The organism is Kitasatospora sp. NPDC008050, assembly GCF_042957465.1.
Classification (GTDB): domain Bacteria; phylum Actinomycetota; class Actinomycetes; order Streptomycetales; family Streptomycetaceae; genus Kitasatospora.
In genome coordinates this window covers 174,820-199,192 of the sequence record NZ_JBIBIJ010000004.1, presented here as the reverse complement: position 1 = coordinate 199,192, position 24,373 = coordinate 174,820, and the positions used below count along the sequence as shown (strand labels likewise).

Below are 24,373 nucleotides of genomic sequence, written 5' to 3'. Positions count from 1 at the left end.
CTCAGACTGATTCGGAAGACCCATGGCTGACGACTCCCGCACCGCCGCGGATACCACCATGACGCCGTACTCCGCCGACGCATCCGGCGGTGGGACCAGCACGACGCCGTACCTGGCCGAGACGCCCCGCAACCTCACCACCGAAACACCGCTCTACGCTGTCGACGCCACACCTCGCAACCTCACCACCGAAACACCGTTCAACGTCGACGCCACCACCCCGACCAGCGTCACGCCGTACCTGGCCGACGCACCCAGCAACCTCACCACCGAGACACCGCTCTCCCCCGTCGACGCCACACCCCGCAACCTCACCACCGAAACACCCCTCTCCCCCGTCGACGCCACACCCCGCAACCTCACCACCGAAACACCGCTCTCCGCCGTCGACGCCACACCCCGCAACCTCACCAACATGACGCCCTACTCCAGCAGTTCGACAAGCAACCCGACAGGTGGCACATCCGGCGGAGCGGCCGGCAGCGGCTTCGCGGTCGACCCGTCGCGCTACCGCGCGGCGGTCTCGCCCCTGCTCGCCGCTGTCGAACAGCTCACCGAGCTCAGCACCGGCATGACCGCCTTCCTCTCCACCATGGAGGGCCAGGCGCCGTGGGGCAACGACGAGTCGGGCAAGAAGTTCGCGGACGGCGACAAGGGCTACCTGAAGTACAGCGCCGACACCTTGAAGACCCTCAACGGCATGCCGGACGGCCTGAAGTACGTCGCCGACGGGCTGAAGGCGATGGCCGACGGCTACGAGGGGGCCGACGGCTCCGTCCAGGGCGACATGAACAGCGCGGACGCTCCGGCGTCGCAGAGCGCGCCGCTGCAGCCGATGGAGACGGTGGCCGGCCAGGTCAGCCCGATCCTGCCCCGCGAGCCGATGTACCGGGTCGGCACCGTCCAGGACCGCACCCCCGTGAACGGGAAGGGCTGAGCACCATGGCAGTCGAGTTGCCCGAACCCCTGCAGTGGGTCCTGATGCTGCTCGCCGGCACCCGTTGGCCCGAAGCCGACGAGGACGCTCTGCGGGAGATGGCGGACCGCTGGCGCAAGACGGCGAAGAGCGTGGAGGACGCCGGACACGCCGCCGACAACGCCGTCAAACAGGCGCTGGACGGGCAACAGGGCGCCGCGGCCGAGTCGTTGACCACCTTCTGGGCGCAGTACACGGTCGGCAAGGGCACCGCGGACCAGCCCGGCTACTTCCCCGGGCTGGTCGACTCCTGCAACAGCATGGGCGACATGCTGGAGGAGATGGCCAACTCCGCCGAGACCGCCAAGATCCAGATCATCGCGTCGCTCGCCATCCTGGCCTTCGACATCGCGACGGCCGAGGCCGAGGCGCCGGAGACCCTGGGCGTCTCGCTCGCGCAGATCCCGATCGCCATCGCGGCCGGCCGCGCGGCCGTGCAGGCGCTGCTCAAGGCCTTCCTCAAGGAGGTCGTCACGATGGCGGCCAAGCAGGCGGCCCAGATGGCGGCCATCAACCTGATGGCCCAGGGCATCGAGGTGGCCCAGGGCCACCGCAAGAGCATCGACTTCAAGGAGGTCGGGCAGGCCGCGGAGGGCGGAGCGGTCGCCGGTGCGGCCGGGCACCTGATCGGCAAGGGCGTCGGCGAGGGCGGGGCCGCACTCGGTCTCAAGGGCGTGATGGGGACCGTCCCCGGCAAGATGGCCACCGGAGCGGCGGTGGGCGTCGCCACCGACGCGACCACGCAGGCGATCACCACCGGGCACGTCGACGGCAGTACCCTGCTCGGCTCGGGTCTCGGCGGGGCCGGGGCCGCCGGTGCGCACGCCGCCGCCGGCGCGTTCCGGGGGCACTCCGGGCCGCCGTCGCCGGAGATCCCGCACCACGACCTCCCCCCGGGGCAGCCCCACCTCGACTCGACCGGGAAGCCCGTCTTCACCAAGAGCGGGAACCCGAACCTCGGGGACCGCGAGGGAACCGGGCTCGACGGCACGGGCTCGGGCACCGGGTCCGGGTCCGGGTCCGGGTCCGGGTCCGGCTCGACGTTCCGCGGGGTGAAGGACACGTCGTCCCAGGACGACGGCGGCGGCACCGTTCCGCACGGCCTGTCACCCTTCACCCTGGAGCGCGACACCGGCTCACCGACCGGCAACGGCGCCGACCGCGGCGGCTCGACGGAACCGATTGGCTCGACGGGGTCGACCGGTTCGGTCGGCTCGACCGGCGGGCGGACGACGGGATCCTCACGCGTCGAGCCCGAGCCCGAGCCCGAGCCGCAGCCCGCTGCTCCCGTGCAGTTGAACGCGGACCGCTCGCCCACGCCGACGGACCTGCCGGCCGAGAACCGGTCGGCCGTGCACGAGCCCGAGCCCATGGCGCCCACCGTCGAGACCCCGCGGGAGGCCCCTGCCCCGACGCCGGTGGAGACGACGCAGATCCGGCCCGAAGCTCCGACCCCGGTCGAGACCACCCAGATTCGGCCCGAAGCCCCGACGCCGGTGGAGACCACCCAGATCCGCACCGACGCCCCGGCGCCGGAGGAGACTGTCCGCCCGACGCCCACCGTCGAGACCCCGCGGGAGGCCCCTGCCCCGACGCCGGTGGAGACGACGCAGATCCGGCCCGAAGCTCCGACCCCGGTCGAGAGCACCCCGATCCGCACCGAAGCGCCAACCCCGGTGGAGACCACCCAGATCCGCACCGAGGCACCGACGCCGGTCGAGACGACCCAGATCCGCACCGACGCCCCAACCCCAGTCGAAACCACCCAGATCCGGCCCGAAGCTCCGACCCCGGTCGAGACCACCCAGATCCGCACCGACGCCCCGACCCCGGTCGAGAGCACCCAGATCCGCACCGACGCCCCGACCCCGGTGGAAGCGCCGGCCTCCCAGTCGTCCGCCGTCCCGCATCCGGTCCTGTCCGGCGTCCACCTCGACGACACGAGCATGCCCGCGCCCGTCCACAGCGCGGTCGCCGTCGACCCGTCCGCCGTCCACGTGCCGTCCCCGTCGGCCGCGCCCGCCTCCTCGCACGGCGGCGGCGACCACGAGGCCCAGCAGCAGCCGGTCATGGCCGGCGCACCGCCCGTGAACGTTCCGGCGGGCGCGGGCGCGGGCGGTGGTGGCCGCGCCGAGGGCTCCGCCTTCGCCACGCCCACCGCCGTGCCCCGCCACGACACGCCGGACACCCCTCCGCCGCCACCGGCGCCCGGCGCCCCCCGCTCGACCACTTCGTTCGGGGGGCTGCGTCCGGCTCCGGAGCGCCCTGCCGGGCCGCGTCCCGGCTCGGACCGGCCCGCGCCGCCACCCGGTACCAGCACCGGCACCGGCACCGGCCGGTCGGCCGGGGGCGGTACGCGGCAGGCGGCCACCAAGCCCGTGGACAACCGGCCGCCCGTGCTGACCTCCCACACCAAGTGGATGGCGGAGGGTCACAGCCGCGACGTCTTCCGCACGACGGACCTCGGTCACGCCAACGAACTCGTCGACAAGCTGCCCGGGATGACACCGGCCGACCGGGCCAAGGCCATCAGCAGCCTGGACGCGAACGGGCGGCGCTGGCTCGCCCGGAACCCGGAGCTGGTCGACCGCCTGCGCGACGAGCTGCCGCCGGAGGAGTTCGCCCACACCGCCGCGCGCTTCATGGTGGAGGCCGACCCGCGCAGCGAGCAGCCGGTCGCGGCCCGCGAGGCCGCCCGGGCCCAGGTCGCGCGGATGCTCCAGGACCCGCACGTGGCAGCCGAGTTGCTCAAGCGCGGCGCCGCCGTGACGGTGGTGCCCAAGGGCGTCAGGATGACCGACGTGCCCGCGTTCGAGCGCCTGGCCGGCGCCACGGCGGGAGGGGCCTCCGGTGGCGGCCGCGCGTGGGACACCGTGCGCGGTTCGGGCGGACTGCACACGGCCTTCGCCGAGGAGAACCTGCTCGGTGGGCACACCACCGTGCCGGGTGCCGGGGACTACGCGGACGGCTACTCCACCTCCACGCACGAGTTCGCCCACAACATCCACCAGTACGGCCTGTCGCCCGCCGACCGGAAGACCATCACCGAGGCGTACCAGGGCAAGATCAACACCGACGACATGACCAGGATGTTCGGCGAGGAGACGCCGATCAACTGGTCCGACGGTTCCCGGAACCTGCACGACACCGACAACGACAACTACGCCTCGCGCGACGAGTTGGAGTACTTCGCCCAGGTCAGCAACGCCTACCTCGGCACCAACCACGGCACGGACCTCTACACCGGCGAGGCGCGCAACAACGGCCCCGAGTGGGTGAAGGAGAACGAGCCGGACCTGCTCCCGCTGATGGAGCGGCTGTACGGCAAGGACCCGCAGGCGATCCACCCGGAGCCCGCCAACCCGATCAACGCGGTGCAGGAGGACCACGACCTGCACGAGGCCGTCCGCACCATGCTGGGCGACGACGGGACCCCTCCCCCGCCGCCGGGGCACACACCCCCCGCCGTGCCCGGGCAGCACGTGCCCCCGCAGCACCAACCCCCCGCCGTGCCCGGGCAGCACGTGCCCCCGCAGCACCAACCCCCCGCCGTGCCGGGACAGCACGTGCCCCCCGCCGCACCCACGCAGCACCACGAGCCGGCGACCACCGTGCTGGAGCACCACGACCCCACCACCGTCCAGGAACAGCACGAACCCCCGACCATCAACCAGGAGCACCAGCAGCCGGCGGACACCGGCATGGACCACCAGCAGCCCGAGGCCACCGTGCCCCCGCAGCACGAGCCCCCGCTCGCGCCGCCGCCCCCGCCCATGCCGAAGCAGCACGAGCCGACGGCCCGCCCCGGCTCCTCCGCGCGCCACGACCCGCCGCCGGCACCGCCGGTGGCGCCGTTGAAGCGCGACGGCTCCGACGTCTCCATGGGTTCCGGATCCGAGCGCGAGAGTGACGACGACGCGTCGATGGGCCGGGTGTCCGACACGTCCATGGGCCGGGGCTCCGATGCCTCCATGGGCCGGCACTCCGAAACCGAGTCCGAGAGCGACTCCGACGAGTCGATGCGCAGTGGCTCGCAGGATTCCCGGACCGGCCCGCCGCGCCCGCCGGTCGAGCAGCGCCGCCCGCTGCCGGTGGGGGTGCACCTGGACGTACCGGAGGACCGGACGGACAAGCTCGCCGGCCACGAGGTGACGGTGAGCGAGATCTCCATCTCCGCCGACCGCCCGATGACCCGCTACGGAGGCAACCAGCGCTCGCACACGGTGCCCTGGACGCTGACCCGGCGCGCGGTCGGCGGACTGGCGGGGCGCAATGCCCACCAGCTGTGGACCGAGCTCAAGACCGAAGTCAAGGAGCTGCGGGAGTACAAGCCGCGCGGCACCGGGGCCGAGGCCAAGGACGCGGCGAAGGTGGCGACCCGCTGGGACGACATCCTCGACCGGCTCGACCGGCTGCCGGAGGCCCCGCCGGGCGAGCAGCCGCTGCACGAGTGGCATGAGCAGCTGGGCGACCTGCTCTCGGGCTACGTCGAGCTGTCGCAGCTGACCAGCTTCGCCTCGTTCGCCGACGGCCGGGCCGTCGGCCGCGGTGAGCACTCCACCATGAAGGGGCTCGACCAGGCCGAGCAGAACGCGGCGAAGGAGCCGAAGCCCCAGGAGGACAAGGGCACGGGTGACGAGAGCGACGAGGAGCCGGTGGGGGAGAACAACATCGGGAACGTCGTCCGCAACAAGCTGCTCGACCTCAAGGAGAACAAGTCGCTGACGCCGGAGGACGTGGTCGCCGCGAAGCGGCACCTGGCCCGTGGCCTGATCCGCTCCTTCCCCAAGCTGATGGAAGGCAAGGAGGGCCCGGCGATCCTCGAGGATCTCGGCTTCACCAAGACCAACCCACCGCCGGACACCTACGGCTCCGGGAAGCAGCCGAAGCAGGGCTTCCTCGCGGACGTCTCGGTCAAGCCGGGCGGAGCGGACGGGCCCCGGGTCGGCCGCATCATGCTGAGCGACAAGGACCGTCCCCCCACGCAGTTCGGCGGTGGCGGACAGCTCTCCCACACGGGGTCGTGGTCGCTGCTGCGCGGAACGCTGCTCTCCTTCGAGGGGCGGGGCACCAGGGAGCTGGGCAACTGGCTCGGCGACCGGTTCAGCGGTATGGAGACCGTCGTCCGCGACATTCCGGGCCACGCCGACGACCTCAAGGCCATCAAGGAGGCCCAGAAGCAGCTCAGCACACTGGACTCCGCAAGCGACCACGAAGTGTCCCGGAAGCTGGGCGGCCTCCTGGAGACCTTCGTGACGGTCCACCAGAAGATGCCGTTCGCGAGCTTCCCCGACCACCTGCAGGGCGGCACCGCCAGCGGCAGCGGCGAGATCGATCTGCCGGTCGCCAAGGGCGGGCACGACGGGGCCCCCGTCGGGCCCAAGGCGCTGGCGAGCCACTTCGACGGGGCGGCGCCGTACGGCATGGGGCTGAAGGACCTGGCGCACTCGTACCAGGACTGGAAGGCGCACGCCGAGGTCCTGGGGCCGGTCGACCAAGAGGCGATCAACCAACTCGCAGGCCGCACGTTCACCAAGAAGAATCTCCGCCCCCTGAGGTCGGGGACCGAGTTGCCCCCGATCACGGCCAGGGGCTACCTGCGCGGGCTGGAGAACTGGGACCGCGGGATGTCCCTGGTCTTCAAGGACAAGGGCGAGCAAGCGGTGCAGCAGGCGTGGGCCGAGCACCGCGACGAGTTCACGCTGGGGGCCCTCGGTACGTTCCACGCGGGACCGCACGCCAAGAAGCTCGGCGACTGGCTGGACGCGGTCACCAGCGCCGACCGTCCGACGAACGCGCCGAAGGCGCTGGCGGCGCTGACCACGTACTACGACGCGATCCCGACCGGGGTGGGCGCACGGAGAAAGGCGCAGGAGAACGCCACGAACGCGTTCCAGAAGGCGCTGGACGAGTACGAGGCGACCCCCGAGGCCACCCAGCCGAGCCAGGGCGACTTCTCGCTCCGGCTCGAATCCGCGATGCTCGGCAGCACCATCCCGCGCGACGGCGACTGCCTCTACCACGCCGTCAACGCCGCGAACGGCACCGCGCCCTCGCACCACGCCGCGCTCGACCTCCGGAGCCGGGTCACCGACTGGGTGCTGCAGGACGAGAACCTGAACGAGGTCCGGACCTACGCGCAGCAGAACGGGGTGACCATGGACAAGGTCGTCGAGACCCTGGCGACCACCGGCAACTGGGCCGGGGATGCCGGCGACCTCGCACCCCGGATCGTCGCCTCCGCGCTCGGCGTGGAGATCCGCATCCACCGGCCGGGCGACCTGCCAGTGCTCAAGGTGTCGCCACTGATCCTCCAGCCCGGCCGGGTCCGACCGCCCATCGAGCTGGACCTTCAGAACGACCACTACACGGTTCACGTCCCGGACGACGCCACTCTCATCGGCAAGCGCCAGGGGCCGGAGGTCAGCGAGCCGGAGTACAGCGCGGACGAGAGCAGCGACGAGGAGAGCGGCGACGACAGCGACGGCTACAGCGTCCAGGACCTCAAGCGGCCCAGGTCGTGACCGGCATGCGACCGCCGAGTTCGCTGCCCGGACCGCCGACCCTGGTCGACGGTGACGTCCTGCTCCGGCCGCCCAGCGCCGAGCAGGACGCCGACACCGTGCTGGCCGGCACCCGGGATCCCGTGGTGCGCGAGTTCCTGCAGGGCGTCATCCCGCACCGGGACCGGTCGGCCGCCGCGGAGTGGCTCGACCGGGTTCCGCCGCGGTTGTGGGCCGAGGACCGGGCCGCCTACTTCGCGGTGGCCCTCGGCGCGGGGCCGGCGGTGGGGTGGGCCGAACTGGTCGACTTCCGGGCCGAGACGGAGAGCGCCGAGGTCGTCGTGTGGCTGCTGCCGGAGGCCCGCAGCCTGCGGACGGCGACCAGGGCGCTGCGGCTGATCTGCCGGTTCGGCTTCGAGCAGCTGGGCCTGGCGCGGATCGACGCCTACGCGGCGGCCGACAACATGCCGAGCCAGGTGATGGGCGCCTGGATCGGCTTCCGTCGGGCGGGCTACCGGCCGGCCCTGTTCCGCAGCTCCGGCAGCCACCGGCTGCACGACGCCGTGCACGCCACGCTGGTCCCGGAGGATCTCTGCTGAGCTGGTCCCGGAGGTTCCCTGCTGACCGCGCGGTGCGAGCAGTTACCCGCGGCGGGCGATCGTGATGATCTCGCGGCTGGACCCGTCGATCGGCGCGGCGTCCCAACTCCCGTGCTGCGCCTCGATCTCGAAGCCCGCCTCGGCCAGGAAGCCGCCCAGCGCCGCGACGTCGAGGAACCGCAGGCTCTCGCTCAGCACGCGCAGCACCGTGCCGTCCGGGTCGGCGACCGTCCCGTGGAAGGTGACCACGTCGCCGATGACGGACTCGACCTCGTGCCAGTAGCGCAGGGCCCGGCCGGTCTCGGTGACGACCTCGCTGATGTCCTCCGGGTTCGCCGCCGTCCAGCCCTCCCAGGCGCGGGCCTGCGGGTGCCGGGTCTCGAAGGCGAACCGGCCGCCGGGGCGCAGGGCGGCGTGGATCGCGGCGAGTGAGGCGCGCAACTCCTCGTCGGTGACCAGGTTCTGGAAGGCGTGGCCGGTCATGACGGCGAGGTCGAAGCCGGCGCCGCTCCTGGCCTCGGCCGCGGTGCCCTCGATCCACTCGACGTCGCTCCGGCGGCGGGCGCGGTCCAGGGCGGCGCGGTCCGGGTCCAGGCCGACCAGGCGGCCCCGGTGGCCGCGGTCGCGGGCGACGTGCAGCATGGCGCCGGTCCCGCAGCCGACGTCCAGGACCGACTCCGCGCCCATGATCAGCGGGAAGTAGAAGCGGTCCCCGGGCCGGCGGTCGGGATCCCAGGGGTTCAACAGGTCGTACAGGGCTGCTGCTTCGGCATCTGAGAACACCGCGCCAGTGTCCGCTCCCGCCTCCCCGGCGGCAACCGATTAAGGCGCTCCCCTAGGGCTCGACCGGCGATCGGGCCACCCCCTCAGACGATTCTCTGAGCATCGAGGGGTGGTCAGGCACCCTGAGCAAGGCCAGACTTGACGCCATCACGTCAATGATGATCACCGGCGCGCGGCCGGCACGGACGGCCCTCGGTCCAGCCCCGCCCACGCGTCGCGCTCGGACACCGCACCTCGCACTCCCGCACTCCCGCACCCCCGCACCCCCGCACTCCCGCACTCCCGCACTCCCGCACCAGGCTCCGCGCGCCCGCGCGGCAACCCGTCCCCCATCGTCACCGAAGGAGCCATCGATGGCCGTCACCCCCCGCCGGCTGCCCGAGCAGGCGACGCCCCACGTGTTAGGGCTGTTCCGGATCGTCACCGCACTGCTCTTCGCCTGCCACGGCGCCTCCTCGATCTTCGGCGTCCTCGGCGGCACCCACGGCGGCCACAGCCTGCCGGTCGGCCAGTGGCCCGGCTGGTGGGCCGCGCTCATCCAACTGGTGGGCGGTGTCCTGGTCCTGCTGGGCCTGGGCACCAGGGCGGCCGCGCTGCTCTGCTCCGGCTCGATGGCCTACGCGTACTTCACGGTCCACCAGGAGCACGCGCTGTGGCCGATCCAGAACGGCGGCGAGCTCTCGGTGCTGTTCTGCTGGATCTTCCTGACCATCGCCGTGATCGGCCCCGGCAGCCTGGCACTCGACTCGCTGCTGCGCCGCGACGCGGTCGCCGACCTGGGCACCGCCCCCGTCCGGCGGCCCGCCAAGCTGCCTGCCTAGCAGGCTCGTCGGACACCGCACAGCAGGCACGTGCGACGGCCGACAGCCCGCCGGTCTTCGGCCGACAGCCCGCTGCCGCGGAGCGCCTGCCTGGCGCTTCGCGGCAGCGGTTCGGTCGACTTGACGATCAGTCGACCCGGGCGTGAGGTCAGCCGGTGAAGGCCGCCAGGCCGTTCGGGGTACCGAGGCCGGTGGGGCCGTCGTAGCCGGCGCCCGCGGTGCACAGGTACGAGGCGCTGCTGTCGCAGCTGCCGTTGGAGCCGCTGGTGACGTCGTTCAGCGCGGAGGTGTTCGCGTAGGCGTCGGCCGCCGGGACGGCCGCGCTCGGGTTGCCGGCCAGCGCGTACACCGAGGCGATGATCGGCGAGGAGGCGCTGGTGCCACCGTAGACGTTCCAGCCGGAGGCGCCGTAGGTGTCGTAGACGGCGACACCGGTGGCCGGGTCGGCGACCGCGGAGACGTCGGCGACGGTGCGGTTGCTGCAGCCGCTGTCGGTCTGCCAGCTGGGCTTGGCCTCGTACTGGGAGCAGCCGGAGCCGGTGCCCTCGCCGCCGGCGCTGGTGCCCCAGACCGACTCGCTCCAGCCACGGGAGCTGGAGTCGGCGGTCAGCGAAGTGCCGCCCACCGCGGTGACGTAGGGGGAGGCGGCCGGGTACTCGACGCCGTAGCCGCTGTCACCGGCCGAGGCGGTGATGGCGACGCCCGGGTGGTTGTAGTACTGGTCGGCCGAGGAAACCTCGTCCGAGCTCTCCGAGCCGCCGTAGCTGTTGGAGACGAACTTGGCGCCCATGGAGACCGCCTGGTTCACCGCGGTGCCCAGGTCCTGGGTGCTGGCCGAGGCGGCCTCCACCAGCAGGATGTTGCAGTTCGGGCAGGTGGCGCTGACCATGTCCAGGTCCAGGGAGATCTCCCCGGCCCAACCCTGGTCCGGCGACGGGTAGTTGGTGCCGCCGGTCTCGTCGACCTTGGTGAAGCAGCCGCCGGCCGAGGTGCAGGCGGGCAGGCCGAACTGGCTGCGGTAGGCGGCCAGGTCGGACTCGGCGTTCGGGTCGTCCTGGGCATCGACGATCGCGACCGTCTCGCCGGCGCCGTTGGAGGCGGCCGCCGAGGTGAGGTTGTACGCGCTCTGGATGTCGGTGGGGCCGAAGCCGGAGACCGAGGCGTCGGCCTTGGCGGCCTTGGCGTTGGCGTGCAGGCCCTTGGCGTGGGCCTTGACGGTCCCGCCGGTGACACGCAGGGCGTTACAGGCCAGGTAGCCGGGCAGCGGGTCGGCACAGGAACGCGCGAAGCTCACCCCTTGGTGAGCGGTGCTCGCCGGGGCGGCCGCTGCGGGTATCGCGGCGAAACCGGAGACGGCGAGGCCGGCGGCGGCGGTGACCGCCAGGACGGCGCGCCGGACGGCGGGCGTGACGGAGGTACGCAAGGTAACGTGCTCCTCTGTTCTGGTGAACCGGAATGTGGGGGTCGGTCCTGGGCGTGGGGTGCCGAGGACTCCAGCCGCACGCGGACACTGACGGTGGTTCACCCCGCCGTGACGCGCCTTGATTGCGGCTGGGCATGACCTTAGATTTGCATGAACTCGTCAGACAACGGGTGCGGCAGGGTCGGCACACGATCCCCTCCCCTCACCCGCTGTCTCCATCTTCTCCGCACGGTCATCACCAGTGCTTGGGCTGACGATGGGCCGCGGCGCGAAAGATGCCTGACGGGGGCTCAGTCGCCCGCCCTGACGGACTTTTGGTGGTCGGCCAGGCCGCGTTCATCGAGATCAGCGCCCTCACTCAGGTACTTGGTCCAGTCCTTCAGCAAACACTCAGGAATGGGTCGTCACTCTCGGTGCTCTCCCGTGCCATCTCGGGGCGCCTTCTCCTCCAACGGCCGGCCCAGCACGAGGAGCAGGAACACCGGCTGCGCGTACACCGCGTCGAAGGCCGCGCCGTACGCCGCGCGGTGCGCGGGGTCGGGGCGCGGCTCGATCAGGTCGAGCAGCACCAGGCCCGCCTGCCGGGCACTGTCCAGCGAGGAGCTCAGCGGGCGGCGGAAGAAGTGGACGGCGAGCGGCGGCCCCTCCTCGGTGGGCCATTCGTCGTGCACCTCCTCCACCGCGTGGTAGTCGCCGCTGGTCGACAGGCGCACTTCGGCCATCGGGTGGCCGGTGGAGATCAGCACGACGCCGCCGGGCACCAGCACCCGGCGCAGCTCGGCCAGGGCCGGTACCCAGTCCCGCAGATAGTGCAGGCAGAGCGAGACCACCACCACGTCGAAGGCGGCGTCCGGTGCGAAGTGGAGCGGCTCGCGCAGGTCGTGCACGATCAGGCGCGCCGCATCACCGACCCGCTGCCGGGCGATCCGGACCATCGCGGCGCTGGCGTCGAAGCCGACCACCGACGCGCCGCGCGCCACCAGCAGCTCGGTCAACCGGCCACCCGCGCAGCCCACTTCGAGCACTCTGCGGCCGGCCAACGGCGGGCAGGCGGCCAGCACGGCCGGCCGCTCCAGCAGGGTGTTGTACGGGCTGACCGCACTGTGCCGGTCGTACCGCCGCGCTATCGCGTCGTACTGCGCGCGCTGCGCCGTCTCCTCGGATGTCATCTCGCCGGGCCTCCTGATCAAGGGATTCGACCAGGGCTCACGCTAACCATCCGGGCTTCCTTGATCAGCTGATTCACCCAACGCGGTGGCGGCCCGGTCAGTGCCGGTGGTGGTTGTCCGGCTGGGCCGGGTCGCCCGGGTGTTCCAAGCCCGGGACCAGGGTGAGCCGTTCGGCGCGGGCCCGGTCGAGCCAGCGGACGAAGGAGATCCGCCGCGCGCAGTCGCGCAGCTGTCCGGCCATGGCGTCGATGTCGGCGTCGGCATCGGGACCGCCGTCGGCCGCGTCGACCGCGCCCGCTGCCGGCCGCCGACCGGTCAGGGCCGCCGTCCAGCCCCCCACCGTGACCGGCTCCCCCGCCGGGGCGCTGCGCAGGGCGGCGGCGAGGTCGGCCGGGAGGGAGTCCGGGTCGGCCTCGAAGTCACCGTCAGGAGTGCTGAGTTGCCAGCGGGTGACGGCCGGGTCGCGGGCGCCCGCGACCGAGTCGCGGTAGGCGGCGACCTCGGCCGCGGTGGCCTCGACGGTGGCCGTCACGGCGGCGAAGACCGCGCGGACGGCGGCGCTGCCTTCGTACGCCGCCGCGGCGATCGAGCCCAGCTCGACCGCGGCCCGCTGGTCCAGGCGCACCGGCTCGGCGGCGGCGCAGTCCAGCCCGCGCGCGGCGGCCTCGGCCCGGCAGAGCTGCTCGGTGAGCACCACCTGGGCCACCCAGCGGGTCAGCTGCCGGTCCTCGCCGCTGCCGGGTAGGGGCAGCGCCGAGGCGCGCGGGCCCTCACGCAGCGCGGCGAGCCGGCGGTCGAGTTCGGTGCGCGGCAGCGGGCGTCCGTCCAACAGCCCGAGCAGGCCGACCGGTTCGGCGAGCACCGGCATGGCAGACACGGCAGGCACAGCCGGCACGGCCGGCACGGCCGGCACGGCCGGCACGGCCGGCACGGCCGGCACGGCCGGCACGGCAGGAGCGGCAGGCACAGCCGTCACGGCGCCACCACCAGCGCGACGGTGGGCGCGTACTGGCAGCGGCCGAACCACATCACCTTGGTGACCGCCCAGTAGGAGCCCGGGTCCATGTCCAGCGGCGGCGCGACCTCGAAGCCGAAGGTCTGCCGCTCCCCCGGTGCCAGCGTGAAGCCGGCCACCGGCGCGCCGAGCGCCGTCCAGGTGCCCCACGGGGAGACGGTCTGCAGCTCGCCGCGGATCTCGCCCCGGGTGCGGTTGGTGAGGACCACCTCCAGCCAGCCCCGCCCACCGGGTGCCACCCGCAGCTCGGCCGCGGCGGACTCGACGAGCAGGCCGGTGTCGCGCCCGATCTCCGAGCTGGTGCCCTGCGCCTTGCCCCAGTCGTCCAGCGGCTCGCCGGGGGCCGGCAGCAGCTCGGGCAGCTCGCCGATCGCGACGGTGGTCACGTCCTCGATCCACTGTCCCGCGTGCTCGGTGCGCACCGCGACGAAGTACAGGCCGGACGGCGTGCCGGCGGGCGGGGTCACGGTGACCGGGAAGCGCAGGTGTCCGGCGGCGTCCAGGCGGTAGGGGCGGCGGCGCAGGTCGACCTGCCAGCCGTCCGGCGCGATCACCTCGGCGGTGCCCTCCACGGCCGCGTCCCGCAGCTGCGAGGCGAGCACCACGGACAGCTCCAGCGGCTCGCCCGCCGCGTCGGCGCAGGTCAGCAGCCCCGGGCTGATCCCCACCGAGACCGGCAGGTAGCCCATCGGGGCCGGGCCGCGGTTGTGCAGCCAGTAGCGGGAGTGCACGGGCTGGGCGATCTCGGCGACCGGGCCGAGCGGCTCAGCGCCGGCCGGTGCGCCCACCGCACCGCGCGGGTGCGCGGTGAGGGTGGCGACCTGCGCCCCCGTCAGCTCCAGCTCCCCCGTCACCGGCGCCTGCGGGCGCTCCAGCAGGTCGGCCCGGTGCAGGCCGTCGAACTCCAGCGCGCCGCTCAGGCGCGCGGTGCGGCCGAGGCCGGTGGACTCGACCAGCCGCAGGGTGATCCCGGCGGCCGGGTCGAGCACGGCCGCCGACCCGGCGGCGATCGGGTCACCGGTGGGCTTGAGGGTGCTCAGCCGCACCTCGCGGGCGGGCTCGACCCGCAGCCAGGACCGGGTGGCCGGCAGCGGTCCGTCCTGCGCCGGCACCACCCGGGCGAGCAGTCCGTGGTTGAACTCCTGCCCCTGGGCGGGCAGCGTCAGGTCCCGCCAGTCGCCCTCCCCGTTGACCAGGGCGTAGCTGAAGTCATGCGTCCAGTGCTGGAGTTGGAAGGAGGATCCGTCGGGCACGGTGCGCCGCGGCGGGTCGATCCAGACCCCGGAGGGCCAGCCGGTGCAGGAGCGCAGCAGTGACAGGTGCAGCGCGCCGGTGGGGTCGACGGCGAAGCCGGGCAGGCCGTAGGTGAGCAGCGCCGCGGTGTGGTCGGTGAGCCGCTCGGCGGCCGGCAGCTCGCCGGGGCAGACCGCCTCGATCCGGGCGTCGGCCAGGTCGGCGGCCAGCGGCCCGGGGTCGGTGACCACCAGGGCGGGCAGCGCGCGCAGGTCACGCAGGTCGGCGCCCGGCTGCCAGACCTCGGTCAGCGGCTTCTCGGCCGGCACCCAGACCCGGCCGTGCTCGGCCAGCACGGCCGCGTACTCGGCGCCGGCCCGCTCCAGCAGCTCGGCGGTGGCGGCGTTGGTCCCGGGGCCGCCGAGCAGGATCCGGAAGTCCGGCAGGTTGGAGTCGACGTCCAGCCAGCCGTACCTGGACCAGTCGGCGCTCGCGGTGGTCGCGGTGACACCGGCCGCGGCGAGTGCGACCACCAGGTCGCGGGCGTCGGCGGCGGCCGCCAGCTCGGGGACGACCACCTCGGCGACGCCCAGCGCGCGCTCGCCCAGCGCGCCGCCGTCTGGGCCGGTGAGCCTGACCCGGGCGGTGGCGCTGAGGCCGAACCAGGTGTTGGCCGGGTTGTCGAGCGTCCAGGGCGCCTCGGCCACGTCCACGTCGGGCAGCGCGAAGCCGCGGCCGACCACGGCGTCGGCGACCTCGCTGACCGGCAGGGTGCCCGGCAGGTCCAGCGGGAAGCGCAGCCGCAGCAGCCGGTCGGCGCTGGTGTGGTCGATCACCCGGGTGCGGCAGTCGACCCGCGCCACGCCCTGCCACAGCGTGACGGTCTGCTCGTAGGCCAGGCCGTCGACGGTGCCGGTGACGACCAGCCGCTCGCCGAGCGGGCCGGCCTCGCGCCGCACCTCGGCGGCGCCGGAGCGCGAGCCCACCACCGGTCCCTTGGGGACCAGGTGCCAGGGGCCCTCGCCGAAGTCGGGGTGCTGCGGGTACTCCTCGTACATCCGCAGCTCGTTGCCGATCTGCTCGGGGCTGATCAACTCCCGTCCGTGCACCTTGTCGTGGACGCTGCTCAGGCCGCCGCCTCGCTGCGGGTCGGCGGTGACCCGGTACCGCGCGTTCTCGATGGTCAGGCCTTCGAGGCTCTGCCACAGAGCATCTGACGGTCCGTCGACCACCCGCCAGGTGCGCCAGCCGAGCGCGGGCACCTGGTCGGCGTGGAAGTACAGGGTGCCCCGGTCGACGGCGCAGGCCACCGGCGTGCCGCTGTCGTCCAGCACCCGCACCTGGGTCAGGCCCACGGGCAGCCGCACCGCGACGGTGCCCGAGCGGTCGAAGGAGAGCGTGTTGGTGACCGCCACGGCGTGCCGGCCCTCGCCGGTGGTGTCGATCCGGGCGACCAGCGCGTCGAGTGCGGTGTCCCGCACCTGGGCGGCCAGGTCGTGCGCCTCGCGCCAGCCGCCGAGCAGGTCGAGGTAGACCTGGTCGGACTCCGAGCCGGTGATCGCGTCGTGGTGCGCGCCGTAGGCCAGGTGCCGCCAGACCTTGTCGAGCGCGGCCTGCGGATAGCCGCCCAGACCCTGCAGCGCCGCCAGGGTGGCGAGCTTCTCGGCATCCAACGCCGCGACCTCGCCTGCCCGTTGGGCCTGCTTGGTGTCGATGTAGGAGACGTCCTTGCCGGTGTAGACCGGGTTCATGTCGCGGGTCTGCGGGCTGGGACGTCGCCCGGATCGGGCGAGCTCCTCGCGCACCGCGGTGAGGAACTCGCGCGGGGTCGCGCAGACGAACCGCGGCCAGAGGTACTTCTTGGCCCAGGAGCGGTGGATCTCGGTGACCCACTTGTTCGGCGGGGTGTAGTCGGTGCCGACCGGCAGCAGCAGGTTCCTGGTCGCCCCGACCGGCTTGAGCTTGCGGTACAGCTCGTAGACGGCCGCCTCGGCGGTGGCCAGGTCGGCGGAGGAGTCCATCCACCAGCCGGCCGAGTAGTGGTTGGGCATGTAGTGGGTGAGCACGCCGCGCCCCGAGGGCGAGAGCCACTCGAACTCGCTGGGGAACTGCATCACGGTGGCGTCGTCCTTGGCCACCTGGAAGTTCTTCTGGATCGGGCCCCACTGGTGGAACGGGCCGCGCGCCCAGGCGCTGCCGGTCAGGCCCGCGTCGGCCAGGTAGCCGGGGAACTGCGGGTCATGGCCGAAGACGTCCAGCTGCCAGGCGGTCTGCGGGTCTCCGCCCAGGATCTCGCGCTGGTACCCGATGCCGTAGACCAGGTTGCGGATGGTGGTCTCGGCGCCGGTCAGGTTGGTGTTGGGCTCGTTGTAGGTACCGCCGACCAGCTCCACCTGGCCGCGCTCCAGCAGTCGGCGCAGGTCGGCTCGGCGCTCCGGGTGCTGGTCGAAGTAGGGCTTGAGGTAGTCGACTTCGGCGAGCACGAACTTGTAGACCGGGTCGCGCAGCGCCAGCTCCAGGTGCGCGTCCACCAGGGCGAAGCCGTTGCGCTCCCAGAGCGGGCGGGTGGTGGCGTCGCCGGAGAGCAGTTCCCACGGGGAGGTGTAGGCGGCCTGGGTGTTCCACCACACCGGGTCGTAGTGGAAGTGCGAGATCAGGTACATGGTCCAGCCGGGCTCGGCGACCGTGACCACGGCCTCGGCGCTCGCCTCCCCCGCCGTGACGGTGACCGGGAGTTCGGTGCCCGGGGCGGCGTCCGCGGGCAGGTCGAGCGGGACCTCGACCGTGCCCGTGCCGGTCGCCCCGCCCCGCACACCCGGTCCGTGGACCGCGATCGGGGTGGGCGGACCTTCGATGGTCACCCGCAGCACCTGGCGGGGTGCCTGTGCGGTGCCGACGAACAGGTCGGTGCATTCGACGGCGGTGATGGCGACCGGCACGGGTCGATCCTCTCTGCTGAACAGTCAAACGGTGGAACGGCTATTCGATGCTGCTACCGGGCGAGTTGGGCGACCCTCAGCCCATCGCACTCTTGGCCGCGGCGTACCAGGAGGCCGGGCCGGTGCCGTTCACCGGAACGGCGTTGAAGTACTCCCAGCCCGCCACGCCACCGAAGTTGGCGTACTCGCCGACCAGCGAGCCCAGCGTGCCGCTCAACTGGCCGGGGTCGATGTAGCCCGAGCAGTTGGCGGAGTTGGTCACCGTGCCGGCGACCACCCGGGAGGGGTCGAAGCCGTTCTGGATCACGGCGTCGTAGGCGGAGGTGTCGCTCAGGTCGCCCCAGCCGCAGTAGAACTGGGCGTTGTACCAGGAGATCTTGCTGCCCATGTCCTGGTCCAGCTGGCTGTAGCTGAAGCCGCCGGAGAAGTTCGAACCGCCGGACAGGTCGCTGGCCACCGGCGCGAGGTTGATGATGAAACCGCTGCCGAAGTCGGTCCGCAGCTGGTTGATCAGGTGCTCGGTGTCGGCCAGCGAGAAGGTCTCCTCCATGTCGAGGTCGACCCCGTCGAAGTGGTAGGTGCGCAGCGTGTCGCGCAGCTGCGGGTAGTACGTGTTGAAGTCGTTGTGCAGGTCGGCGTAGCTGCCCTGGGCGGCGCCGCCGAGCATCGCCTCCACGTGCGCACCGGACTGCTGCAGGGTGGCGAGGTCCTGCCACATCTGGGTGTACTTCGGCGAGGACGGCGGGTCGTCGTTGAGCGTGATGCTCTTGCCCGCGTTGAGGTGGAAGGCGGCCACGTCGATGTCGGTGGCGGTGTTCTTCAGCGGCAGCGGCGAGACGTAACTCCCGTTGCTGTACTGGGTCTGGTAGTAGGCGACGACATGATGTGCGGGGCTGCCGCGATGGTGCAGCGCGGTGGCGTTGTGCTGGGTTCCGCTGTCGGCGGGCGCGTGGGCACTGGCTTGGCCTGCGGTGAGCGCGAGGGCGCCGACCGCGAGCAGGGCCGTGCAGGCACGAGCGAGGCGACCCGACATGGTTACCTCCCGGTGTGGGGGTGGATGAGGGTGGTCGCGGAGCGTCCGCCGATCGTCGGACGCTCCGCCCCGGGACGCTAAAGCGATTTAGCTCACCCGTCAATGCTCTCGCCCATGTTCGCCCGTCCTCGACCCTGCCTCAGCCGGATTGCTGCCCTTTCGGCCACCGCGACCGCCCCGGCGGCACGGGTGCACGGGCACCCGCGCCCTCAGCGCCGCGGCATCGCGGTGCTCTCCCGCACGGTCAGCCGCGGGGTGGGCGTCTTGAGATCGGCCGCGGCGGCCGGGTCCTCGACCACCGCGAGCAGCGTCCTGGCCACCTGCTCGCCGAGCGTGAAGGTGTCCCGGGAGAGCGCCGTCAGCGGCGGGTGCACGATCCTGGCCAGCACCGAGTCGTCGAAGGAGACGATGGACAGCTCGGCGGGCACCGCCACACCCATCTCGGTGGCCACCCCGAGCCCCGCCACCGCCATCACGTCGCTGTCGTAGATGATCGCGGTCGGCCGCTCCCGGCGGGCCAGCAGGGTCCGGGTGGCGGCGGCCCCCTCGGCGTCGCTGAAGTCGGTGGGCAGCGACAGCGCCTCGGTCAGGCCCAGCCGCTTGGCCGCGTCGCGCAGCGCGCGGATCCGGCGCTGGGTGTGCTGGAAGGCGGGCAGGCCGGCCAGGTGGGCGATCCTGCGGTGCCCGAGCGCGGCCAGGTACTCCACGATCGAGAGCATCGCCTCCCGGTCGTCGGCCCAGACGCTGGGCAGACTGCCGTGCTTGCCGGGGCCGCCGAGCACCACCGTCGGCATGCCGAGCTCCTCCAGCACGTCGATCCGCGGGTCGCGCACCTGCAGGTCGACCAGGACGAAGCCGTCCACCCGGTGCTCGGAGGCCCAGCGCCGGTACACCTCGATCTCCGCCGCGGTGTCCTCGACCACCAGCAGCTGCAGCGCGGTGGAGTGCACCGAGAGCCCGGCCTGCAGGCCGGAGAGCAGCTGGGCGAAGAACGGTTCGAGCCCCAGCGTGCGCGCCGGGCGCGCGAGCACCAGGCCCACCGCCCCCGCGCGCGCCCCGCCGAGCGCCCGGGCCGCGCTGTGCGGGCGCCACTTCATCTCCTCCGCGACCCGCAGGATCCGGGTGCGGGTCTCCTCGCTCACCCCCGGGCGTCCGTTGAGAGCGAACGACACCGCGCCCTTGGACACCCCCGCCTGTCGGGCGATGTCGGCGATCGTCGGTCTGCCCATCGTGTTGTGTTTCCTCTCTTGACACCTTTGCCGTGCTGGAGCATAGTCCAGCATCAACTGGACCGGTTTAGTAAATCGCTTCAGTACCCCACCCAGCGCCACCGAACCCCCCGTGTTCCCCCACGCACCCACCCTCGAACCTCCCTCACCTCGTCGGGCAGGACCAGGAGTTATCGATGCGAAGAATCCAGGCCGGCATCACCCTCGCAGCCCTCACCGCCCTCACGGCCACCGGCCTCACCGGCTGCGGCGTCGGCAGCGGCAGCGGCTCGGGCGCCGCCAAGCAGACCGTCGCCGCGGACGCCCCGATCAAGGGCGAGATCACCTTCCAGACCTGGTCGCTGAAGAACGACAAGTTCACTCCCTACTTCAACGCCCTGATCAAGGACTTCGAGACCCAGCACCCGGGCACCACGATCACCTGGGTGGACCAGCCCGGCGACGGCTACGCCGACAAGGTGACCAGCCAGGTGACCAGCAACAGCCTGCCAGACGTGATCAATCTTCCGCCGGACATCGCGCACTCGGTCGCCAAGGTCGGCGCCCTGCTCGACCTCACCAAGAACGTGCCGACCCTCTCGCAGGACTACGTGCACAGCGGCCTGGCCGCCTACACCTACTCCGACATCGGCAGCGACGGCTTCGGCCTGCCCTGGTACCTGGGCACCGACGTCAGCTACTGGAACAAGGCCATGCTCCAGCGCGACGGCCTGGACCCGAACAACCTGCCGAAGACCTTCGACGACCTGGTCGCCCAGGCCAAGACCGTGCACGACAAGTCGGGTGGCAAGGACTACCTGATGAGCCGCCCGCCCGGCCTGTCCGACATCGTCAACTCCGGCACCGCGCTGATGAGCCCGGACGGCAAGAAGTTCACCTTCAACACCGACGGCGCGGCCGCCATGCTGGACAAGTACACCGCCGCCTACGCGGCCGGCTACCTGCCGTCCAACGTGCTCACCAGCACCTACGAGGGCAACTCCGCGCTGTTCAACAAGCAGCAGGCGGCCTGGACGGTGGCCGGCGGCAACTACATCACCAGCGTCGGGCAGAGCAACCCGAGCCTGGCCCCGCAGATCGTCCCCTCCCCCGCGCTGGACACCCCGCCGCTCTACGTCCAGGGCCTGTCGGTCTCCGCCAAGAGCAAGAACCTGGCGCTCGCGCTGGCCTTCGGCAAGTTCGTCACCGACGACCAGAACCAGGTCGCCTTCGTCAAGCTGGCCCCCGGCTACCTGCCCGGCAGCGCCGCCTCGGCCAACGACCCGGCCTACAGCAAGAGCGACGGCACCCCGCAGGGCGACGCCTCGGTGATCGCCTACCAGGACATGCAGAAGGCGGTGAACTTCACCCCGCCGCAGTGGACCGACTCCATGGACACCTACCTCAACCAGCAGGTCGCCCTGGCGATGACCGGAAAGGAGTCGGCCAAGCAGGCCCTGGACAACGCCGCCAACCGGGCGAACCAGCTGCTCGGCCAGTGAGCCAGTGATCCGCCACGCTTCCAGGAGGACCCGATGAAGGCCCACCGCTGGTACACCCCCTGGCTGTTGATCGCCCCCGCGCTGATCTGGCTGCTCGTCTTCAGCCTCTGGCCCGCGATCAACACCGGTGTGCTCTCCTTCACCAATGTGCACACCCTCAGCGGCGGGCAGTTCATCGGAGTGCGCAACTACGCCCTGATGTGGCACGACCCGCTGCTGCGCGACGCGATCCTCAACACGCTGATCTTCATGGTGGTCTGCGTCCCGCTGCTGACCTTCCTGCCGCTGCTGCTGGCCATGCTGGTCCAGCGCACCCTGCCGTTCATGGGCTTCTTCCGGACCGTCTTCTACTTCCCGGTGATCGCCTCCGCCGTGGTGGTGGCGCTGATCTGGCAGTGGCTGCTGGACGACCGCGGTCTGGTCAACGGGCTCGGCAAGCAGATGGGCCTGATCCACCAGACCGTGCCCTTCCTGACCGACCGGTGGCTGCTGCTGTTCAGCGCCATCACGCTCACCGTCTGGAAGGGCCTGGGCTACTACATGGTGCTCTACCTCTCGGCGCTCGGGAACGTCCGCCGCGAGCTGCACGAGGCGGCCGCGGTGGACGGCGCCGGCGCGGTGCGCCGGTTCTGGGCGGTGACCGTGCCGGGCGTGCGCGGCACCATGGCGCTGGTCTCGGTGCTGATCGCGGTCAACGCCATGCGCACCTTCTCGGAGCTGTACGTGCTCGGCGGGCGCACCGGCGGCGTCGGCGGCCAGGACGTCTCGCTGGTGATGCTGATCCAGGAGGCCGCCTCGGGCAGCGACGGCCGGCTCGGCTACGCCTCCGCACTCAGCGTGCTGCTCTTCGTCCTGACCATCGGCCCGCTGCTGCTCCTGGCCCGCTGGAACCGGAGGACCGACTGATGACCGCCCTGTCCGACCGGGTCGCGACCGCACCCGCCCCCACCCCCGCCCCGCCCCGCGCACCCGGGCGGCGCCGCTCCCCCGTCTTCGACGCGGTGACCCCGCTGGGCCTGACCGCCCGCTACCTCACCCTGCTGGTGATCCTGGCCATCACGGTCGGGCCGATGCTCTGGGAGCTCTCCACCTCGCTGAAGAGCGCCTTCGAGGACGTCTACACCGCCACCCCGCAACTGCTGCCGCAGCACCCGACCTTCGCCAACTACGGCAAGGTGGCACGCACCGTGCCGATCGGCCACTTCGCGCTGAACTCGATCACCGTGGCGGCGCTCTGCGTGGGCGGCAACCTGCTGGGCGCCACGGCCGCCGGCTACGCGCTGGCCCGGCTGAGGTTCCGCGGCCAGCGCCTGGTGCTGGGCCTGTTCCTGTCCACCCTGGTCCTGCCCGGGGAGGTCACCATCATCTCGCAGTACCAGACGGTGACCACGCTCGGCTTCGGCAACTCGCTGGTCGGCGTGGCACTGCCCGCCATGATCGGGGCACTGAACGTGCTGCTGATGCGCAACGCCTTCCTGGCGATCCCCGCCGACGTGGAGGAGGCCGCGGTGATCGACGGGGCCACCGTCTGGCAGCGCATCCGCTACATCGCGCTGCCCAGCGTCAAGGGCACGCTGAGCGTGGTCGCCATCCTGACCTTCATCGGCGCCTGGGACGACTTCCTGTGGCCGCTGCTGGTCCTGCAGAGCCCCGACAAGCTCACCCTCACCGTCGGCCTCTCCTATCTGCAGAGCGTCTTCTCCGCCGACCCGCGCACCCTGGCGGCCGGCGCGATGATCGCCCTGCTGCCGATCCTGGCGCTCTTCGTGGCGCTGCAGCGGTTCTTCTTCCGCGGCGTCGGCGAGGGCGCGGTGAAGGGCTGATGACCAGCCGACACGTACCGGAGAACTGAGACTACTGATGAGCGACGCGATCGACGCGCCGAGGTTCGGCGTCAACTACACCCCGGCCAAGGGCTGGTTCCACCACTGGCTCGACTTCGACCTCGACGCGGTGCGGGCCGACCTGGACTCGATCGCCGGGCTGGGCCTGGACCACCTGCGGGTCTTCCCGCTCTGGCCGCTGTTCCAGCCCAACCGCACGCTGATCCGCCCGCGCGCCGTCGAGCAGTTGGTCGCACTGGTGGACGCGGCGGGCGAACGCGGCCTGGACGTCGCGGTGGACGGCCTGCAGGGCCACCTGTCCAGCTTCGACTTCCTGCCCTCGTGGACGGCCACCTGGCACCGGCGCAACATCTTCACCGACCCCGAGGTGATCGAGGGGCAGGAGAACTACCTGCGCACCCTGGCCGGCGCGCTGGCCGAGCGGCCCAACTTCCTGGGCCTGACCATCGGCAACGAGATCAACCAGTTCTCCGGCGACCCGCACCCCGACCCGGACCGGATCACCCCCGAGCAGGCCGCCGCCTGGCTGCGCCGGGTGCTGGCCGCCTGCGAGCAGGGCGCGCCGGGCCGGCTGCACCTGCACGCGGAGTACGACGCGGCCTGGTACCAGGACGACCACCCGTTCACCCCGGCGCAGGCCGCCCGGATCGGGGCCGCCACCGCCGTGCACTCCTGGGTCTTCAACGGCACCGCGCAGCGCTACGGCGCCGACTCCACCGCCTGCGGCCAGCACGCCGCGTACATGGTGGAGCTGTCCAAGGCCTGGGCGAAGGACCCGCACCGCCCGGTCTGGCTGCAGGAGGTCGGCGCCCCGGCCCCGCACATCGCCCCCGAGGCGGCGGGCCGCTTCACCGCGACCACGGTGGCCGCCGCCCTGGACTGCCCCGATCTGTGGGGCGTCACCTGGTGGTGCTCGCACGACGTGGACCGCTCGCTCGCCGACTTCCCCGAACTCGAGTACAGCCTCGGCCTGCTCACCAACGACCAGCAGGTCAAGCCGGCCGGGCGGGCGCTGGCCGACGCGGTCGCCGAGGCCCGCGCGCACGGCCGCCGGCCGCTGCCGCGGACCACCGCGCTGGTGCTCGACCTGCCCGACGACGCGCCCAAGCGCTCCACCTGCGCGCCCGGCGGCGCCTTCTTCGAGGCCTTCATGCGGCTGACCGCCGACGGCGCGCGGCCCACCGCGCTGCTCGCCGAACACGCCACCGACCAGCAGCACCTGACGGCCCGCGGCATCACCGAGGTCGTCACGGTCGAGGACGTCGACCACACCTGACCTACGCTCACCTCAGCCCACTTCGCAGCCACCCCACCCTCGCCCTCTC

Annotated in this window: 15 protein-coding genes; 8 read left to right on the top strand and 7 right to left on the bottom strand. The window is 72.3% G+C overall.

Annotated elements, in window-relative coordinates:
• Positions 1–22 precede the first annotated feature (22 nt).
• Genes ACFZB9_RS10115 through ACFZB9_RS10105 form a run of 3 tightly spaced genes read left to right on the top strand, consistent with a single transcriptional unit; the run spans position 23 to position 8,078 of the window.
• Positions 23–937, top strand: coding sequence for a hypothetical protein (locus ACFZB9_RS10115; RefSeq protein WP_391445482.1), 915 nt, complete (start codon positions 23–25; stop codon positions 935–937).
• Between the two features lie 5 nt (positions 938–942).
• Positions 943–7,500, top strand: coding sequence for a hypothetical protein (locus ACFZB9_RS10110; RefSeq protein WP_391445480.1), 6,558 nt, complete (start codon positions 943–945; stop codon positions 7,498–7,500).
• A gap of 5 nt (positions 7,501–7,505) precedes the next feature.
• Positions 7,506–8,078, top strand: a complete 573-nt coding sequence (locus tag ACFZB9_RS10105; RefSeq protein WP_391445477.1) for a GNAT family N-acetyltransferase — start codon at positions 7,506–7,508, stop codon at positions 8,076–8,078.
• A 42-nt stretch (positions 8,079–8,120) separates the two neighbouring features.
• On the opposite strand, the gene ACFZB9_RS10100 is transcribed toward ACFZB9_RS10105, so the two are convergent.
• Entirely contained in the window at positions 8,121–8,861 is a 741-nt protein-coding gene (locus ACFZB9_RS10100; RefSeq protein ID WP_391445475.1) for a class I SAM-dependent methyltransferase, read from the bottom strand.
• A gap of 353 nt (positions 8,862–9,214) precedes the next feature.
• Between ACFZB9_RS10100 and ACFZB9_RS10095 the strand changes: the two genes are divergently transcribed.
• Positions 9,215–9,682, top strand: a complete 468-nt coding sequence (locus ACFZB9_RS10095; RefSeq protein WP_391445473.1) for a DoxX family protein — start codon at positions 9,215–9,217, stop codon at positions 9,680–9,682.
• Positions 9,683–9,830: 148 nt separating this feature from the next.
• Here the strand turns inward: ACFZB9_RS10095 and ACFZB9_RS10090 are convergent, their stop codons facing one another.
• The 6 genes from ACFZB9_RS10090 to ACFZB9_RS10065 form a co-directional block, all read right to left on the bottom strand.
• A complete protein-coding gene (locus tag ACFZB9_RS10090; RefSeq protein ID WP_391445471.1) occupies positions 9,831–11,105 on the bottom strand; it encodes a peptidase S8 in 1,275 nt (424 codons plus the stop codon).
• A 404-nt stretch (positions 11,106–11,509) separates the two neighbouring features.
• Positions 11,510–12,274: a class I SAM-dependent methyltransferase gene (locus tag ACFZB9_RS10085; RefSeq protein WP_391445469.1), complete on the bottom strand. Its 765-nt coding sequence runs from the start codon at positions 12,272–12,274 to the stop codon at positions 11,510–11,512.
• A gap of 97 nt (positions 12,275–12,371) precedes the next feature.
• Positions 12,372–13,250 carry a hypothetical protein gene (locus tag ACFZB9_RS10080; protein WP_391445466.1) on the bottom strand — a complete coding sequence of 293 codons (879 nt, stop codon included), beginning with the start codon at positions 13,248–13,250 and terminating at the stop codon, positions 12,372–12,374.
• Positions 13,247–17,461 (bottom strand): NEW3 domain-containing protein, encoded by a 4,215-nt coding sequence (locus tag ACFZB9_RS10075; protein WP_391445464.1) that lies wholly within the window; start codon positions 17,459–17,461, stop codon positions 13,247–13,249. Before ACFZB9_RS10075 ends, ACFZB9_RS10080 begins: the two co-directional genes overlap by 4 nt.
• 76 nt (positions 17,462–17,537) lie before the next feature.
• On the bottom strand, positions 17,538–18,494 hold the full coding sequence (locus ACFZB9_RS10070) for a chitinase (RefSeq protein ID WP_391445462.1): 957 nt from the start codon (positions 18,492–18,494) through the stop codon (positions 17,538–17,540).
• Positions 18,495–18,703: 209 nt separating this feature from the next.
• Entirely contained in the window at positions 18,704–19,723 is a 1,020-nt protein-coding gene (locus ACFZB9_RS10065; protein ID WP_391445460.1) for a LacI family DNA-binding transcriptional regulator, read from the bottom strand.
• Positions 19,724–19,899: 176 nt separating this feature from the next.
• Between ACFZB9_RS10065 and ACFZB9_RS10060 the strand changes: the two genes are divergently transcribed.
• The 4 genes from ACFZB9_RS10060 to ACFZB9_RS10045 are packed head-to-tail and all read left to right on the top strand — an operon-like array spanning position 19,900 to position 24,324.
• Positions 19,900–21,204 carry an ABC transporter substrate-binding protein gene (locus ACFZB9_RS10060; RefSeq protein WP_391445458.1) on the top strand — a complete coding sequence of 435 codons (1,305 nt, stop codon included), beginning with the start codon at positions 19,900–19,902 and terminating at the stop codon, positions 21,202–21,204.
• Positions 21,205–21,237: 33 nt separating this feature from the next.
• On the top strand, positions 21,238–22,110 hold the full coding sequence (locus tag ACFZB9_RS10055; RefSeq protein ID WP_391445456.1) for a carbohydrate ABC transporter permease: 873 nt from the start codon (positions 21,238–21,240) through the stop codon (positions 22,108–22,110).
• On the top strand, positions 22,110–23,027 hold the full coding sequence (locus ACFZB9_RS10050) for a carbohydrate ABC transporter permease (protein ID WP_391445454.1): 918 nt from the start codon (positions 22,110–22,112) through the stop codon (positions 23,025–23,027). Before ACFZB9_RS10055 ends, ACFZB9_RS10050 begins: the two co-directional genes overlap by 1 nt.
• A 37-nt stretch (positions 23,028–23,064) precedes the next feature.
• Positions 23,065–24,324 (top strand): glycosyl hydrolase, encoded by a 1,260-nt coding sequence (locus ACFZB9_RS10045; RefSeq protein ID WP_391445452.1) that lies wholly within the window; start codon positions 23,065–23,067, stop codon positions 24,322–24,324.
• Positions 24,325–24,373 lie beyond the last annotated feature (49 nt).